The sequence below is a fragment of the Nocardia sp. NPDC059154 genome (genome assembly GCF_042755705.1).
In the GTDB taxonomy this organism is placed as follows: Bacteria; Actinomycetota; Actinomycetes; order Mycobacteriales; family Mycobacteriaceae; genus Nocardia.
In genome coordinates this window covers 1-16,627 of record NZ_JBHZCS010000031.1, presented here as the reverse complement: position 1 = coordinate 16,627, position 16,627 = coordinate 1, and the positions used below count along the sequence as shown (strand labels likewise).

Below are 16,627 nucleotides of genomic sequence, written 5' to 3'. Positions count from 1 at the left end.
GATCAGCCCTTGGACGGGTACTTGCTGTCCAGGTCGTAGTTCAGCTCGACGACATTGACCGTGGGCTCACCCATGAAGCCCAGGGCCCGGCCGCTCCGGTGGGCATCCACGAGGGCCTTGATCTGATCTTCGGAGACGTGGCGCGCCTTGGCAACCCGCGCCACCTGGATGGCGGCGTATTCCGGGGAGATCTGCGGATCCAGGCCGGAGCCCGAGGCGGTCACCGCGTCGGTCGGCACCGGGGTGTCGGACGAGGCGTCGCCGCGGATCGGCACGATCTGACCGGCGGAGTAGTCCTCGCCACGCTTGGCGCACTCCACCTTCACACCCTCGTACGCCTCCATGAACGGCGTGGTCGGGTTCTTCGGATCGGTCGAGCAGGCCTCGTTGATGCTGATCACCTGGGTCGGGTGGGTGACCAGACCGTGCGAGTCACGGTCGCCCATGACCGCCAGCACCGAGCCGACGCCACCGGAGGTGCAGTACGGACGGCTGCCGTCCACGCCCTCCAGCTGGCCGACCGCCGCGCTGCGCGAGCACACGGTGCCGAGCAGGCTCAGCTTGTCCTTCTTCGGGTCACTGGCGTCGAGGGTGTCGACCACCGACTCCGGGCCCATATTGCCGAACGCCGTGTTGGTCGGGTCATAGCCGTCGGGAATGCTGCCGTCGGCCGGGGCGGAGTTGGACGGACGCGTCTGGAAGTACTGCACCAGCGCGTTGCCCTTGCCGTCGGTGAACGCCTGCCCGATCAGGCTGGAGCCCACCAGCTTTCCGTCCTTGGTGATCAGCGACCCGTCCGCCTTGTCCTTCAGCCCGGGTATCTGCGAGATACCCAGCACCACGGCCGGGTAGATGAGCCCGGTGATCACCGTGAGCACCAGCAGCGCGCGCAGCGCCGCGATGTGTTGCCGGATCCAGGTTGACATACGCATTAGGACATCCCCGGGAAGAATTGGATGACGAGGTCGATGAGCTTGATCCCGATGAACGGCGCGATGATGCCACCGAGGCCGTAGATGTACAGGTTGCGGCTCAACAGTTTCGACGCGCTCGACGGACGGTAGTTGACGCCGCGCAGCGCCAGCGGGATCAGGCCCACGATGACGAGCGCGTTGAAGATGACCGCCGACAGGATCGCCGACTGCGGCGAATGCAGTCGCATGATGTTCAGGACGTCCAGGCCCGGGAACAGCACCACGAACATCGCGGGAATGATCGCGAAGTACTTGGCGATGTCGTTGGCGATCGAGAACGTGGTGAGCGCACCACGGGTGATCAGCAACTGCTTGCCGATCTCCACGATCTCGATCAGCTTGGTCGGGTCGGAATCCAGGTCGACCATATTGCCGGCTTCCTTGGCCGCCGACGTTCCGGTGTTCATGGCGACACCCACGTCGGCCTGCGCGAGCGCGGGCGCGTCATTGGTGCCGTCACCGGTCATGGCGACCATGCGGCCGCCGGCCTGCTCCTTCTTGATGAGCGCGAGCTTGTCCTCCGGAGTCGCCTCCGCCAGGAAGTCGTCCACGCCCGCCTCGTCGGCAATGGCCTTGGCGGTCAACGGGTTGTCGCCGGTGATCATGACGGTGCGGATGCCCATGCGGCGCATCTCGTCGAAGCGCTCCCGCATACCCTGCTTCACCACGTCCTTGAGGTGGATGACGCCGAGCAGCATGGCGGTGCCCTGCTTGATCTCGGCCACCACCAGCGGGGTGCCGCCGGACGCCGAGATGCCGTCGACGGTCACGCCGACCTCGGTCGGCACCCGACCGCCGTTGGAGCGGACCCATTCGGTGACGGCGCTGGCCGCGCCCTTGCGCAGCTGGTGGCCGTCGGCCAGGTTCACACCCGACATGCGGGTCTGGGCGGTGAATTCCACCCAGTGGGCGCCGGTCAGCTCGCCCGGGGTGCGCTCGCGCTTGTTGTACGCCTGCTTGGCGTACACCACGATCGAGCGGCCCTCCGGGGTCTCGTCCGCGAGGCTGGAAAGCTGTGCGGCGTCGGCCAATTCGTCGGCGGTGATGCCCGGCATCGGCACGAAGTCCGAAGCCTGGCGGTTACCCAGGGTGATGGTGCCGGTCTTGTCCAGCAGCAGCGTGTTCACGTCACCGGCGGCCTCGACGGCCCGACCGGACATGGCCAGCACATTGCGCTGTACCAGCCGGTCCATGCCGGCGATGCCGATGGCCGACAGCAGCGCGCCGATGGTGGTCGGGATCAGACACACCAGCAGCGAGACCATCACGATGCCGGTGACACCGTTGATGTCGAGCGCCTGGCTGTCGCCCACACCCGGGTTGTTGACCTTCGAGAAGATGGCCAGCGGCTGCAGGGTCGCCACCGCGAACACGAAGATGATCGTCAGCGCGGCCAGCAGGATGTTGAGCGCGATCTCGTTCGGTGTCTTCTGCCGCGAGGCGCCCTCGACGAGCGCGATCATCTTGTCGATGAACGAGCCGCCCGGCTCCTGGGTGATCTTGACGACGATCCGGTCCGACAGCACCGTGGTGCCGCCGGTGACCGCGGAACGGTCACCGCCGGACTCGCGAATGACCGGCGCGGACTCACCGGTGATGGCCGACTCGTCCACGGAGGCAATGCCTTCCACGACATCGCCGTCACCCGGAATGACCTGTCCCGCCTCGACGACCACGTAGTCGCCGCGCTGCAGCTCGGGGGCCGCGACCTTCTCCTCGACCACCCGCGCGCCCGGGGACCAGTCCACCAGACGGCGAGCGATGGTGTCGGTCTTGGCCTTGCGCAGGGTGTCGGCCTGCGCCTTGCCGCGGCCCTCGGCCACCGCTTCGGCCAGGTTGGCGAAAATCACTGTCAGCCAGAGCCATACGACGATCGCCCAGGCGAAGAACGTCGGATGCACCAGCGCGAGAATGGTGGACCAGACCGCACCGATCTCGACGATCAGCATCACCGGATTGCGCCACATGATGCGCGGATCCAGTTTCTTGACCGCGTCCGGCAGGGACTTCACCAGCATCTTGGGGTCGAACAACCCCGCCGAGACACCGCGTTTCGGCTTGCCGTGCGCCTGTTCCGCCGGCGCGGAATCGAGGGTGGGAGTGCTCATGAGTGGATTCCTTCAGCAAGCGGGCCGAGCGCCAGCATCGGCAGGAAGGTGAGCGCGACCAGGATGACGGTGACGCCCGCGACCATGCCGACGAACTGCGGCCGATGCGTCGGCAGCGTGCCCTCGGAGGCGGGGGTGTGCCCCTGAGCCGCCAGCGAACCGGCCAGTGCCAGTACGAAGATCATGGGGAGGAAACGACCGAAGACCATGGCCAGGCCGAGCGCGGTGTTCCACCACTGCGTGTTGCCGGACAGACCGGCGAAGGCCGAACCATTGTTGTTGGCCGCGGAGGTGAAGGCGTACAACACCTCCGAGAGCCCGTGCGGACCCGAGTTGGCCATGCCCGCGCGCTCGCCCGGCAGGGCCATGGCGACGGCGGTGCCGGTCAGCACGATCAGCGGGGTGACGAGGAAATACGAAGCGGCGAGCTTGATTTCCTTCGGGGTGATCTTCTTGCCCAGGTACTCCGGGGTGCGGCCGACCATCAGTCCGGCGATGAACACCGTGATGACCGCAAGGATCAGCATGCCGTACAGGCCCGAACCGGTACCACCGGGCGCGACCTCACCCAGCTGCATGTTGAACATCGTCATCATGCCGCCGAGGCTGGTGTAGGAGTCGTGCGCCGAGTCCACCGCACCGGTCGAGGTGAGCGTGGTCGCGGTGGCGAAGGTCGCCGAATTCGAGACGCCGAAACGGGTTTCCACACCTTCCATGGACGCGCCGATGGCGGACGGCACCGTGCCGTGGTGCTGCAGCTGCAAGAGGTTCATCACGGTGACGCTGAGGATGGCGAGGGTCGCCATGACGGCGGCGATGGCCACACCCTGCTTCTTGGAGCCGATCATGCGACCGAAGGTCCGCGGCAGCGAGAAGCTGATCACCAGCAGCATGAAGATCTCGACCCAGTTGGTCCACGCGGTCGGGTTCTCGAACGGGTGCGCCGAGTTCACGTTGTAGAAACCGCCGCCATTGGTGCCGAGCAGCTTGATCGCTTCCTGGCTGGCAACAGGTCCGCCCGGCAGGGTTTGCGAACCGGTGTTGCCCACCGTCTGGGCGATCTGGTCGTACACGTGCAGGTTCTGGATGGCGCCGCCCGCGACGAGCACGATGGCGAACACGATCGACAGCGGCAGCAGAATACGGGTGGTTCCCCTCACCAGATCCACCCAGAAGTTGCCGAGTTCGCCGCTGCGACGCCGGGCGAAGCCGCGCACCAGCGCGACCGCCACGGCCATGCCGACGGCCGCCGAGACGAAGTTCTGCACGCTCAGGCCCACGGCCTGAACGACGTGACCCATCGTCGATTCACCGGCATAGTTCTGCCAGTTCGTGTTCGTGACGAAGCTGATGGCGGTGTTCCACGCCAGATCCGGGGTCATCTTGGTACCCGGATCGTTCAGGTGCAACGGCAGTTTGCCCTGAATCAGCTGCAGGAAGAACAGAAGCAGCACGCTGATGGCCGAGAAGGCCAGCACGCTGCGCGCGTAGACGGCCCAGGTCATCTCGACGCCCGGCTGCACGCCGATCAGTCGATAGATACCCTTCTCGGCCTTGGAGTGCTTCTCGCTGCTGTAGACCCGGTACATGTAGTCGCCCAGCGGCACATGCACCGCGGCCAGCGCGATGACCAGGGATACCGCGAACAGGATCCCCGCTGTTGTCGTGCTCACTTAGAACCTCTCCGGATACAGCAGCGCAGCTACCAGGTAAACGGCGATGCCGATGGCAAGGACCAGACCGATAATGTTCTGCGTCACAGCCGTTCCACCCCGCGTTGGATCAAGCCGAACAGGGCGAAGATCGCCACCGTCAGCACCGTGAACACCACGACAGACATGTCTCGAAACCTCTCTGCTTACGGGCACGTCCTGAGACGCGCCGGAGGTGAGTCAAGCGCCCGGATAGCCCAACTTCGAGGTCCTTTACGCCTTCTTAGCGTCCCAGCGGGTCGCATTGACGCTCCGCTTACAGGGTCGCGCCGCGTGTCGCAGAGATGTCGTCGACATATCACCCAAATCCATCAAGAAACCGTCAGGACCTGGCATTTCGACGGACTCCGGACGCCGAACCGCCCCGGAGAGCAATGCTCTCCGGGGCTGTCGCCAGAAGGCGCATCGGGAACGGACCGGGTTGGCCGGACCGTCCTCGACCGTGGCCTGAACGACGGCTTACTTGCGGGGGTAGGTCTTGACGATGGTGCCGTCGAGGCCAGCCGCCAGGTAGGCGCCGCCGTACTCGTCCGAAAGGTAGACCAGCAGGCTGGGCTGGTCGTCGTTGAAGGTCCAGGCGGGGTTGACGATGATGTAGCGGCTGGTGGGGTTGGGGACGTTGAGTTGCTGGGCGGCGGCGGTGAGGAGGGTGGGGAGGAGGTCCCAGTTGATGGAGCCGAGGTCGATGGTGGGGTCGGTCAGCTCACTGCCGGCGCCGTCGCGTTTGGCGGTGCCGTTGCGGTAGGAGAACTGGTCGTAGAGCTTGGGCTGGCCCTGGACCGGGGCGCCCGTGCTGATGTAGGTCGGGTATATCGTGGTTTCGGTGAATTGCTTGCCGCCCGTGACCTTTTCGAGGGCGGCGACGGCCTTGCGGATGCCGTCGGGAGTGAGCAGGTCGGTGGTCGCGTCGCCCTTGGCGGTGGTGGGGGCGATGACGGTGGGCGGGATGACTCCGCTCAGGGGGATGCCCGTGGGTTGAGTGGGGACGTTCGGCTGACCTGATTGGCCTTGGCCGCCGCCGGAGGAGGAGGGCCACAAGGCGATGGCGGCGACCGCGGCGACGGCCAGGACGACACCGATGCCGGCGAGGATCAAGGGGCGCGAATTGCGTTGCGGCGCAGTGTGGACGGGGTTCGGCAAGCCGGGTGGAAACGGCTGGGATGCGGTGAACCCGTGAGGCTGCTGGACTGTCGGGTATCCCGTCGAGGGTGGCGAGGTCGGGAAGCCCTGCTGCTGCGGTGCGGTCGAAAACCCTTGGGGCGGGGGCGTTGCCGGGAAGCCCTGCGACGGCGGCGCGTCCTGGGGTCTGGACGCCGTCGTGAATCCCTGGAAATGGGGCGGCGGCGTGAAGTCCTGCGGCGACGGCTGGAAGCCCTGGGACGGCGGCGTGAAGTCCTGGGTGACCTGGGCGAGCATCTGGTCGACCTGATCGGCCGGCGGGCGGTGTCCGGGGTTGGGGACCAGCAGGGCTTGCAGGACCGGGGTCAGCTGGCCCGCCTGGCGTGGGGGTGGGACCGCGCCCATCAGGACGGCGGCGAGGGTGGCGACATCGGTGTCGCGGCGCATGGGCTGGTAGCCCTCGACTGCGGCGAAGAGGACCAGGCCGAGGGACCAGAGGTCGGAGGCGGGGTTGCCCTCGTGGCCCTGGAGGCGTTCGGGGGCGACGTACGGGAGGGAGCCGACGACGCTGCCGGTGGAGGTGAGACCGGTGAGGTCGTTCACTGCGGCGATGCCGAAATCGGTGAGGACGGGGGAACCGTCGGTGCGCAGCAACACATTCGGGGGTTTCACATCGCGGTGCAGGACGCCCACCGCGTGCGCGGCGCGGAGGCCGGCCAGGATGCCGCGACCGACCCAGGCGGCCTGTCCGGGCGACATCGGCCCCTCGTCCAGCCGGTCCGCGAGCGAGCCGCCCGCGACCAGTTCCATCACGATCCATGGATGCTTCTCGGCGGGTGTGTCCACGATGTGGTGGATGGCAACCACATTCGGGTGCGTGATGCGCGCCAGCGCGCGTGCCTCGCGCAGCACCCGTTCTCGCTGCACCTCCGCGGAGCCCGCGTCGCCTTCGGCTCGCACCTCTTTCAATGCCACCTCGCGGTGCAGCGCGATGTCGTAGGCGCGCCACACCGTGCCCATGCCGCCACTGCCGAGTGGTTCGATCAACTCGAAACGCCCGTCGACCACTGCCCGCCCGGAATTCACGGACGACAGCTTAGGGTTCCCCCACTGTCCACGCGAGATCTCGTACCGGTCAGTCTTTTCGAGCGCGGTGAATTCAGGCTAAGTGCCCTGCATGCCGTTGCCCTGCCCGGTGGCTGCGCCGAGCTCGTAACCGACGGCTGCGCCCACGACGCCAGCGGAAACAGCGCCCACCAGACCACCGACCACCGCACCCACCACACCGCCGACGCCGGCCCCCGCGAGGGCGCCGCCTGCGACTCCCAAGGGCGCACCCACCCCCATGGTCGGAACGGCCATGACGACGCCGCCCGCGATCGCGCCGGCAATCGCACCGAACGCAGCCCCGATAATTGCTCCCGGCACCGCCCCGACCACCGCGCCCGGTACAGCCGCCACGACCGTGCCGATGATGAGACCGGCGGTGCCGCTACCCACGTTCAGCCTGGTGACCCTGTCCGAGTAGTTGTCGTCGACCGCGTGCAGGCCGCCGCCGATGGCGGCATTGGTGGCGGCTGCAGCGTTTTTCGCCTGATCGAGCATGGTGTCGGGGACACTCTGCGGCACCGGGATGCCGAACGCACCGGGCTGTACCGGACTCGTCCAGAGCTGCTCGACAGCCGCGGGAGCCGGGACGCTGGGCTGCGCCGCAGCGTCGCCCGTGGCGATGGAGCAGGTCACCGCGACGGCCAGTGGTATCGCGCCGACGATCGGCAGCAGGGCGCGTCGCGACGCGCTGGTCTTGGATTCTCCATACCGACGAGTCATGCGACAGCCCTCTCGCTGGATTCGACTTGGAACAGCTCCCCTGACCACTGGTTATCGAAAACGCGCGTCAAGAATGATAGCTACACAGTAACTGCGTTATGCAGAATAATGTGGCGCAAACCACACTATTTGGCAATAGGTCCCGTCGCGCTCCCAGCGATCAGCGCATCATGCGAAGGGGCTTTGACTTCGATGCCAGCACAATGTTTGCCACTTTGTTGCTATCCGCTCAGCGGTTCGCCGAGTGACTCCCGGACGCCGGCATCCAGTCAGATCTCGTACCGGTCGCTCTTTCGGGGCCCGCTCGGATCCTGTCAACAACGCGAGACACCACCGTAAAGAAACCGTCAGGATCAGCGACCTGACCAGCATCGGAGGTATGAAGTGGGAACCCCTACGCGCGCACGCGCGCCCGGGCGCACACCCCCGATAGATAAAGGAGAAGCCGTGCCGCACATCGCCGTCACCCTGATGGTGATCTTCGGGTTCCTCGGTTGCGCGCTGATACTGCGCGTCCTGGCCGCCGCCGAAGGCACCCGCGAATCCATCCGCACGGCACAGCAGGGCTTCCGCGCACCCCGCGCGATGATGGACGAGTGAAACGCGGCCAACTACGCATCTACCTCGGCGCGGCCCCCGGCGTGGGCAAGACCTACTCGATGCTCGCCGAAGCGCATCGGCGGCTCGAGCGTGGGCGCGATGTGGTGGCCGCCGTCGTCGAGACCCACGGCCGCAGCAAGACCGCCGAGTTGCTGGCCGGAATCGAGCGCATCCCGCCCAGGATGATCGAGTACCGGGGCACCACCATGCCCGAACTGGATGTGGACGCCGTGCTGCGGCGGCATCCGGCGGTGGTGCTGGTCGACGAGCTGGCGCACACCAATGTCCCGGGCAGCAAGCACGAGAAGCGCTGGCAGGACGTCCAGGACCTGCTGAACGCGGGCATCGACGTGGTGTCCACGGTGAATGTGCAGCACCTGGAGAGCCTCAACGACGTGGTCGAGCAGATCACGGGCGTGGTGCAGCGGGAAACCGTGCCGGACTGGGTGGTTCGCTCCGCCGACCAGGTGGAGCTGGTGGACATCACGCCGGAAGCCCTGCGCCGCCGCATGTCCCACGGCAATGTCTACGCCGCCGAGAAGGTCGACGCGGCGCTGCGCAACTACTTCCGCCCGGGCAATCTGACCGCACTGCGCGAGCTGGCGCTGCTGTGGCTGGCCGATCAGGTCGATGCCGCGCTCGCCAAATACCGCGCCGACCACAAGATCACCACCACCTGGGAGGCGCGCGAACGCGTCGTGGTGGCGGTGACCGGCGGTCCGGAATCGGAGACCATCGTGCGGCGCGCCAGCCGCATCGCCGCCAAGTCCAGCGCCGAGCTGATCGTGGTGCACATCGTGCGCGGTGACGGGTTGGCCGGGGTCTCGACGCAACGGCTCAGCCGCCTGCGCGACCTGGCCACGAGTCTCGACGCCAGCCTGCACACCGTCACCGGTGAGGACGTGCCCACCGCGCTGCTGGATTTCGCGCGTCAGGTCAATGCCACCCAGCTGGTGCTGGGCACCTCCCGCCGCTCACGCTGGGCGCGCATGCTCGACGAGGGTATCGGCGCCACCGTGGTGCAGGAGTCGGGCAAGATCGACGTGCACATGGTGACCCACGAGGAATCCAACAAGGGCGGCTTCCGCTGGTCCTCGCTGACCCGGCGCGAGCGCAAGGTCGGCTCCTGGTCGGCCGCGTTCATCGTGCCCTCGGTGATCTGCGCGGTCATCTACTTCTGGCTCGATCGCCTGCTGGACCTCAGCGGTGAGAGCGCCCTGTTCTTCATCGGCGTCATCGCGGTCGCGCTGCTGGGCGGCGTGGCGCCCGCGGCGCTGTCGGCGATCCTGTCGGGCGTCCTGCTGAACTGGTTCTTCACCCAACCCCGCTACAGCCTCACCATCGACCAGCTCGACAACTTCCTCACCATCGTGGTGCTGCTGTTCGTGGCGGTCGCGGTCGCGGCGCTGGTGGATGTGGCCGCCAAGCGAACCCTGGAGGCGCGCAAGGCCTCTCGCCAGGCCGAGCTGCTGACGCTGTTCGCGGGCTCGGTGCTGCACGGCGCGGATCTTCAGGATCTGCTCGAACGCGCCCGCGAGACCTACGGCCAGGACGCCGTCAGCCTGGTCACCGACGACGAGGTCATCGCGTCGGTGGGCGAGAAGCCGCCGACGAAGGTCAGCGACGCCGAAACCGCTCTGGAGGCAGGCGATGACATGCACTGGCTGCTGTTGCGAGGACGTCCCGTGACCTCCAGGGACCGCCTGGTGCTGGGCGCGGTCGCGAATCAGGCGGCGGGACTGGTGCAACAGAAGCAGCTCCAGGAGGAGGCCAGCGCAGCGCAGGCGGTCATGGAGGCCGACAAGCTGCGCCGCGCTCTGCTGTCGGCGGTCAGCCACGATCTGCGGACCCCGCTGGCCGCGGCCAAGGCGGCGGTGTCGAGCCTGCGCAGTGACGATGTGGAGTTCTCCCCCGAGGACACCGCCGAACTGCTGGAGACCATCGAGGAATCCGTGGATCAGCTGACCGCGCTGGTCGGCAACCTGCTGGACTCCTCGCGCCTGGCGGTCGGCGTGATCAAGCCGCAGGTGCGCAAGGTCTACCTCGACGAGGTGGTGCATCACGCGCTCATGGGCATGGGCACCCGCGGCATGCGCCGCACCACCATGGACCGGGTGAAGGTGGACGTCGACACCGTCTCGGTGCGCGCCGATCCCGGTCTGCTGGAACGGGTCCTGGCCAATCTGATCGACAATGCCGCCCGCTACGCCCCCAGGGATTCGATGGTGCGGGTGGCGGCAGAGCAGGTCGGGAAGCGGGTGGCCGTTACGGTGGTCGATACCGGTCCGGGTGTCCCGACCGGCCTGGAGGACCAACTGTTCGAGCCCTTCCAGCGGCTCGGCGACCGCGACACCTCCACCGGAGTGGGCCTGGGTCTGTCGGTGGTGCGCGGTTTCGTGGACGCCATGGGTGGCACCGTGCACGCGGAGCCCACCCCGGGCGGCGGTTTGACCATGGTGATCGATCTGCCCGCGGGGGACGACCCCGCGAACACCGAAGAGGAGGACGGGTGACGAACGCGGCGGCAGCGCCGATCAAAGTGCTCGTGGTCGACGACGAACCACAGATCCTGCGTGCCCTGCGCATCAATCTGTCGGTCCGCGGCTACGAGGTGACCACGGCGTCCAATGGGGCCGCGGCCCTGCGCGCGGCCGCCGAGAAGCACCCGGACGTCATAATTCTCGACCTCGGCCTGCCCGATATGGACGGCATCGAGGTGCTGGCCGGCCTGCGCGGCTGGTCCACCGCCCCGGTCATCGTGCTCTCCGCCCGCACCGACTCCTCCGACAAGGTGGAGGCTCTCGACGCCGGCGCCGACGACTACGTCACCAAGCCCTTCGGCATGGACGAACTGCTGGCCCGGCTGCGCGCCGCCGTCCGCCGCTCGGCCAGTACCGCCGACACCGCCGAGCCGGTCATCGAAACCGCCTCCTTCACAGTCGATCTCGCGGCCAAGAAGGTGACCCGCCACGGCCACGACGTGCACCTGACCCCGACCGAGTGGGGCGTGCTGGAGATGCTGGTGCGCAATCGCGGCAAGCTCGTCGGCCGCCGTGAGCTCCTGCGCGAGGTCTGGGGCCCGTCCTATGCGACCGAAACCCATTACCTGCGTGTCTATCTCGCCCAGCTGCGCCGCAAACTCGAGGACGATCCCTCCCAGCCCAAACATCTCCTCACCGAGGCGGGCATGGGCTACCGCTTCCAGTCGTAAATCCCCCGGACAGCGATCAGGGAGCTCTCACCGCGCGGTATCGGACAGAATTCCGCGCTGAGAGCTCCCTGATCTGGTATGGACCCCCTAGCTCGGCAGGGTCGCCGTGTGTTCGGATTTCACGGCGTCGAGTTTCCGGGGGTCCAGGCCGAGGCGAGCCAGGATGGTGGGAGCGACCTGGGTGAGGGAAACCTGGTCGGGGACATCGTGCTTCGAGATGCCCGAGCCCACGACCACCAGCGGGACGTGGCGGTCGTCGGGGCTGGTGCCACCGTGCTCGGCGATCTTGGACTTGCCGGCGGTGTAGACCGTGCCGTTGGTGCCGGCGAAGAGGTCGGGCACGCGGGTGTCGTCGGCGTCCGCGCCGAAGTACTTCACGGCGTCCGCGCCCGCGTACACCTGGCCGGTGTCCACGCCCGACGCGGTGAACGGCTTCGGGTTGCCGTTGATGTCGGTGCCGGTTCCGCTGGCCTCCAGCAGCTTTCGCTTCGCGAAGGCGGTGGCCTCGGGCGAACGGTCGGCCAGCCACCACAGGATGGCGGCGTCGTCGATGGAGTGCGCGATCAGCTTCGGGGTCTCGGGGTGGGTGGCCGCCCACTCCTTGTTCACCGCATCGATGATCGGCTTGTCGTCGACCCGGGTCAGCGCGTTCGGATCGATCGGCGACTGCCCGTGCTTGGCGGTCAGCACGATGGTGGTGGTGCCGGTCAGGCCCGCCCGGTCCAAGGCGGTGACGAAACGGCCGATCTGCTGGTCCACGAAATCCAGCGAAGCCGACAGCAGCGCACCGGGTTTCCCGTCGGCGGAGTAGCCCTTGGACGCGGGCAGCTTCTGGGTGACCGACACCGCCTGGAAGTTCATGCCGAACACCGCGGGCACACCGACCTGCTGGGTGCCGGAGTGGTCCTTGCCGTTGATCTCGTTGACGACCGCGTCGGCCTTGTAGGTGTCGTAACGCCTGGTCTGGTCCGAGTCCTTGGTCCAGGCATCACCTTTCGGCGACTTGCTGTCGATCTCCGGGGCGAACAGGTCGTCGATCGAGCGGCCGCCCTTGCCGTTCATGATCTGGTACGCCGGGTGCTTGTCCGACCAGGCGGTGCGCTGCCCGGCGTCGTGCACCACCGAGAAGACGGTGTTCACCTTCAGATAGTCCGACGGCGAAATCGGCTTGCAGGTAGCCGGATCCACCGGCAGCTTGGCCGGATCCAGCACCGAGCCCGGATCTCCGGTCATGACCGCGATGCCGTCCGGCAGACCGGTCAGGCCCTGGCCGCCGTCGAGCTCGTCGGTGTTCTTGTCGATCTCCTCGGTCAGCGGGACCTGTGCACCCTTCCTGGCGGTGGCGCAGTCCTTGGTGCCGGCCGGGAGCAGGTCCCGGGCCCAGGTGTCGTCGTAGTAGACGCCGGTGGTCTTGGGGCTGCCGCCGGTGATCATCGCCATGGTGCCCGGGAAGGAGTCGGCCGGCGCCAGGACCTGCGCGCCGGTGTACTGCGCGCCGCGGGCGACCAGCTTGGCCAGCGCCGAATCCTGGTGCGCCGCCACATAACCGGCGAAATCCGACTGGTGCATGCCGTCGATCGACAGCAGCAGCACATGCTGATCGTGCGCCGCCGAATCCGCGCTGCTCCCGCACCCGGACCCCGTCAGCCCGAGCACCCCGCAGGCCCCGGCCGCCGCCAGCCGGTAGCCCAGTCCACGCACCTGACTCAATTCCGTCTCCTCACCTCCGGCCACCCGTACCGGTGCGCCGAGATCCCGACAGAGTCGCGGGTGCGGGTAACGGCCGGGCGTCGCCGTGGTGATGGACGCGCGAACTTACCGCGTCAGGCGGAGCGGCAATGTCTTGAGGCCGTTGTTCAGATTCGAACGGATCCGGCGGGATTCGCCGGTCTGCTCCATTGCCGGGAAGCGGGTCAGCAGCTCCTCGAAGAACACCCGACCCTCCAGCCGGGCCAGGTGCACGCCCAGGCAGAAGTGCTGGGCCAGCCCGAAGGACATGTGCGGGTTGGGATTTCGGCGGATGTCGAAGCGCTGCACGTCGTCGAAGACGTCCTCGTCCCGATTGGCCGAGGTGTACCACATGGCCACCTTGTCCCCGGCCCTGATGGGGACCCCGCGGATCTCGGTGTCGGCGGTGGCGGTGCGCCGGAAGTAGTGCAGCGGGTTGGCGTATCGCAGGATCTCCTCCACCGCACCGGGAATCAGCGCCGGGTCCGCGCGCAGTGCCGCGAGTTGCTCGGGATGCCGCAGCAGCAGTTCCAGACCCGAGGACAGCATGGTCTTGGTGGTGTCGTTGCCCGCGGTCACCAGCTGGGTGAAGAAGCTGCCGAACTCCAGGTCCGACATGGGTTTTCCACCGTAGGATCCGCCCAGGATGAGCGAGGTCAGATCCGCCTGCGGCGGCTCGGCCCGCCGCGCCATGGAGAACTGGATGGCGTAGATGGCCATATTGGTGAGCTCGGCCGTCACGTCGAAATCGCCGACCAGGTCCGGATCCTGCTGGCTGGTGGACTGTTCGGCCCAGCGCCGGATGCTCGGCCAGTCCGCGACCGGAATCCCGAACAGACCGCCCACCACCTGACTGGGCAGTACGCCCGCCACGTCGTGCACGAATTCGACGTCGCCGTCGACACTTTCGAGCAGGTTCCGGGTCAGCTCGCGGACCCGGTCCTCCAGCTCGCCGATGACCCGTGCCTTGAAGTGCTCGGCCAGCGGCCTGCGGTAGTCGGTGTGCCGCGGCGGATCCATCATGAGCAGCATGTTGCGGGTCTGCTCGAGGCGTTCGGGCGGCTGGTTCTCCAGGATCACGCCCTCCCGCTCGGCGGAGAACAGTTCCGGATTGCGGGCGACGTGCGCCACATCCGCGTGCTTGAGGATCGCCCAGTAGCCGGGTTCGCCCGGCATCTCCTGCCAGTGCACCGGGTCCGTGCGCCGCAGATCGGCGAAGATCTCGTGGATCGGCCCGGACACATAGAGCTCCGGATCGTAGATGTCCATGACCGTGCCCACGGCCCACCTCGGTATTCGCTTGCGAGTATGCGTCTTTCGCTTCGGACGCTAACGCCGCGCGCGAGCGGGCGACGCGGTTCCGCACCGCGATCCCAGTCAGTGGACGCGCCGCATGCGCCCCCGATGCCGGGTACCCGGACGGTGATGAACCACCATGGAGGACATGTCTGTTGCGATCGTATTCGACATGGACGGTGTGCTCATCGACACCGAACCCATCTGGGAAGAGGTGCGGCGCGCGTACGTCGAGGAGATGCGCGGGCGCTGGCTGCCCGACACTCAGGACCGGTTCATGGGAATGAGCACGGCCGAATGGTCGCGGTACCTGAGCGAGGAGCTGCTCGACGGCCGCCGCACGCCCGACGAGGTCGCCGAGGATGTCATCGCCCGGATGGCCGCCCGCTACGCCGACCATCTGCCGCTCATGCCGGACGCGGTCGACACCGTGCGCCGGCTGGCCGGGATCTACACCCTCGGGCTGGCCAGCTCGTCCCCGCGCCGGCTGATCGACGTGGTGCTCGACCACATGGGCGTCTCCGACCTGTTCGCCGCCACCGTGTCGACCGAGGAGGTGGCGCGCGGCAAGCCCGCGCCCGACGGCTACCTCGAGGCCGCCGCGCGGCTGGGCATCGACCCCGACGCGTGCGTCGCCATCGAGGATTCCAGCAACGGCCTGCGCGCCGCCTACGCCGCGGGCATGACGGTCATCGCCGTCCCGCATCCCAAGTACCCGCCCGCCGTGGACGCCATCACGCTGGCGGCGTACGTCGCCGACAGCTTGAAAGAGATCACCCCGGAGCTGATGGCGGAATTCCGCTGACCGCCTCGGCGTTCCGAACGAGCGGCAACCAGATGGTTGTCCCGGGTGACTCAATGGGAGGATCTTCCTTATGTCCGAACAGACCGCCGCACCGCAGACCGCCACCACCGACCCGGCCGCCGAGCCGGTCAAGCTGTGGGCCGAACGCACCGGCACCCGCGCCTACACCGGCCGCAACAACCGCGGTGGCGAGGTGTTCATCGCGTCCGCGGGCGTGCCGGGCGCGTTCACCCCGGGTGAGCTGCTGAAGATCGCGCTGGCGGGCTGCACCGGCCTGAGCGCCGACTTCACCCTCGCGCGCCGGCTGGGCGAGACGTTCGACGCCACCGTGCACGTCTCCGGCGACGCCGACCGCGAGAACGAGGTGTACCCGGAGCTCAACGAGGAGTTCGAGCTCGACCTCAGCGAACTCGACGCCGAAACCCGCGAGCGCCTGCTGGTCGCCGCGCAGCGCGCCGTCGACAAGGTCTGCACGGTCGGCCGCACCCTCAAGGCGGGCACCACCGTCAACCTGACGTTCCGCGTCGACGAATGAGCGGTGACCCGGTCCGGCTCAGCGCCTGGGTCCACGGCCTGGTCCAGGGCGTCGGCTTCCGCTGGTGGACGCGCTCGCGCGCCCTGGAACTGGGCCTGACCGGCTATGCCCGCAATCACCGCGACGGCCGCGTGCACGTCGTGGCCGAAGGGCCCCGCGATCGCTGCGAAACCCTGCTCGACCTGCTACGTTCCGGTACTACACCGGGTCGGGTAAACCTGGTGGTGGAAGACTGGAGTGCCGCCGCGGGCGACATGACAGGATTCGAAGAACGCTAGCGAGCGGCGAGCCCACGGAGTCGACCAATGTCCACAGACCGTCCCGGTAGTCCGGAAAACCCGGACCGCCCCACCCCCGACCCCGCACACCCCGCCGAATCTCATACCGCCCCAGCCGATCCCGCCCACCCGGGCCACGAGCACTACCCGCTCCCCGGCGATCCGGACGACGAGACCGCCGCGCCCATCGGCCGTACCGACCCGACCGTCCGATTCACGCCGGAGACCGCGCGAGGTTCGGACTCCGCACCTGGTTCGACCGGAGTACCCGCACCAGGTCAACCACACGGCCAGGAGCCAACTCTCGCGCTGCCCGCCGAATCCGGCGCAGGAGGTGCGGGCGGCGAGTCCGAACATTCCGCTGAGCCGGGCCCGGGTCGCCCGGGCGGCTACGAGCCGACGCTCGCGCTGCCGAACGAATCCGGATTCGG

Annotated in this window: 14 protein-coding genes and 1 pseudogene; 7 read left to right on the top strand and 8 right to left on the bottom strand. The window is 67.7% G+C overall.

What is annotated here, in order from left to right; all coding sequences use genetic code 11:
- Positions 1 to 2: 2 nt before the first annotated feature.
- The 6 genes from ACFXN1_RS25550 to ACFXN1_RS25525 form a co-directional block, all read right to left on the bottom strand.
- Positions 3 to 932, bottom strand: a complete 930-nt coding sequence (locus tag ACFXN1_RS25550; RefSeq protein ID WP_379438780.1) for a potassium-transporting ATPase subunit C — start codon at positions 930 to 932, stop codon at positions 3 to 5.
- Positions 932 to 3,082 (bottom strand): potassium-transporting ATPase subunit KdpB, encoded by a 2,151-nt coding sequence (gene kdpB, locus ACFXN1_RS25545; RefSeq protein ID WP_379401097.1) that lies wholly within the window; start codon positions 3,080 to 3,082, stop codon positions 932 to 934. The genes ACFXN1_RS25550 and kdpB overlap by 1 nt, the downstream gene beginning before the upstream one ends.
- Positions 3,079 to 4,755 carry a potassium-transporting ATPase subunit KdpA gene (gene kdpA, locus ACFXN1_RS25540; RefSeq protein ID WP_379441023.1) on the bottom strand — a complete coding sequence of 559 codons (1,677 nt, stop codon included), beginning with the start codon at positions 4,753 to 4,755 and terminating at the stop codon, positions 3,079 to 3,081. Before kdpA ends, kdpB begins: the two co-directional genes overlap by 4 nt.
- Entirely contained in the window at positions 4,756 to 4,842 is an 87-nt protein-coding gene (gene kdpF, locus ACFXN1_RS25535; RefSeq protein WP_157514163.1) for a K(+)-transporting ATPase subunit F, read from the bottom strand.
- A 411-nt stretch (positions 4,843 to 5,253) separates the two neighbouring features.
- Positions 5,254 to 6,999 (bottom strand): protein kinase, encoded by a 1,746-nt coding sequence (locus ACFXN1_RS25530; RefSeq protein WP_379441024.1) that lies wholly within the window; start codon positions 6,997 to 6,999, stop codon positions 5,254 to 5,256.
- 78 nt (positions 7,000 to 7,077) lie between these two features.
- Positions 7,078 to 7,743 (bottom strand): hypothetical protein, encoded by a 666-nt coding sequence (locus tag ACFXN1_RS25525; protein ID WP_379441026.1) that lies wholly within the window; start codon positions 7,741 to 7,743, stop codon positions 7,078 to 7,080.
- A gap of 447 nt (positions 7,744 to 8,190) precedes the next feature.
- On the opposite strand from ACFXN1_RS25525, the gene ACFXN1_RS25520 reads away from it, so the two are divergent.
- The 3 genes from ACFXN1_RS25520 to ACFXN1_RS25510 are packed head-to-tail and all read left to right on the top strand — an operon-like array spanning position 8,191 to position 11,554.
- Positions 8,191 to 8,343 carry a hypothetical protein gene (locus tag ACFXN1_RS25520; protein WP_379386754.1) on the top strand — a complete coding sequence of 51 codons (153 nt, stop codon included), beginning with the start codon at positions 8,191 to 8,193 and terminating at the stop codon, positions 8,341 to 8,343.
- On the top strand, positions 8,340 to 10,856 hold the full coding sequence (locus tag ACFXN1_RS25515) for an ATP-binding protein (RefSeq protein WP_379401093.1): 2,517 nt from the start codon (positions 8,340 to 8,342) through the stop codon (positions 10,854 to 10,856). The genes ACFXN1_RS25520 and ACFXN1_RS25515 overlap by 4 nt, the downstream gene beginning before the upstream one ends.
- Positions 10,853 to 11,554 (top strand): response regulator, encoded by a 702-nt coding sequence (locus ACFXN1_RS25510; RefSeq protein ID WP_354837780.1) that lies wholly within the window; start codon positions 10,853 to 10,855, stop codon positions 11,552 to 11,554. The genes ACFXN1_RS25515 and ACFXN1_RS25510 overlap by 4 nt, the downstream gene beginning before the upstream one ends.
- Positions 11,555 to 11,641: 87 nt before the next feature.
- Here the strand turns inward: ACFXN1_RS25510 and ACFXN1_RS25505 are convergent, their stop codons facing one another.
- Positions 11,642 to 13,255: an alkaline phosphatase family protein gene (locus ACFXN1_RS25505; RefSeq protein ID WP_379441067.1), complete on the bottom strand. Its 1,614-nt coding sequence runs from the start codon at positions 13,253 to 13,255 to the stop codon at positions 11,642 to 11,644.
- Between the two features lie 114 nt (positions 13,256 to 13,369).
- Positions 13,370 to 14,563 carry a cytochrome P450 gene (locus ACFXN1_RS25500; RefSeq protein WP_379441027.1) on the bottom strand — a complete coding sequence of 398 codons (1,194 nt, stop codon included), beginning with the start codon at positions 14,561 to 14,563 and terminating at the stop codon, positions 13,370 to 13,372.
- 163 nt (positions 14,564 to 14,726) lie between these two features.
- Here ACFXN1_RS25500 and ACFXN1_RS25495 point away from each other — a divergent pair, with 163 nt between their 5' ends.
- From ACFXN1_RS25495 to ACFXN1_RS25480, 4 genes and pseudogenes are all read left to right on the top strand, one after another.
- Positions 14,727 to 15,383 (top strand): HAD family hydrolase, encoded by a 657-nt coding sequence (locus ACFXN1_RS25495; protein ID WP_379441028.1) that lies wholly within the window; start codon positions 14,727 to 14,729, stop codon positions 15,381 to 15,383.
- A 70-nt stretch (positions 15,384 to 15,453) separates the two neighbouring features.
- The gene (locus ACFXN1_RS25490; protein WP_379401090.1) at positions 15,454 to 15,918 is read left to right on the top strand and encodes an OsmC family protein; all 465 of its coding nucleotides are present in this window, start codon (positions 15,454 to 15,456) and stop codon (positions 15,916 to 15,918) included.
- On the top strand, positions 15,915 to 16,196 hold the full coding sequence (locus ACFXN1_RS25485) for an acylphosphatase (RefSeq protein ID WP_379401089.1): 282 nt from the start codon (positions 15,915 to 15,917) through the stop codon (positions 16,194 to 16,196). The genes ACFXN1_RS25490 and ACFXN1_RS25485 overlap by 4 nt, the downstream gene beginning before the upstream one ends.
- Positions 16,197 to 16,223: 27 nt before the next feature.
- Positions 16,224 to 16,627: pseudogene (locus tag ACFXN1_RS25480) on the top strand (hypothetical protein); the annotation flags it as partial.

Coding starts and splice junctions, on each gene's coding strand:
- ACFXN1_RS25550 (WP_379438780.1), bottom strand. CDS start 932: ATGCGTATGTCAACCTGGATCCGGCAACACATCGCGGCGCTGCGCGCG.
- kdpB (WP_379401097.1), bottom strand. CDS start 3,082: ATGAGCACTCCCACCCTCGATTCCGCGCCGGCGGAACAGGCGCACGGC.
- ACFXN1_RS25525 (WP_379441026.1), bottom strand. CDS start 7,743: ATGACTCGTCGGTATGGAGAATCCAAGACCAGCGCGTCGCGACGCGCC.
- ACFXN1_RS25495 (WP_379441028.1), top strand. CDS start 14,727: ATGTCTGTTGCGATCGTATTCGACATGGACGGTGTGCTCATCGACACC.
- ACFXN1_RS25490 (WP_379401090.1), top strand. CDS start 15,454: ATGTCCGAACAGACCGCCGCACCGCAGACCGCCACCACCGACCCGGCC.
- ACFXN1_RS25485 (WP_379401089.1), top strand. CDS start 15,915: ATGAGCGGTGACCCGGTCCGGCTCAGCGCCTGGGTCCACGGCCTGGTC.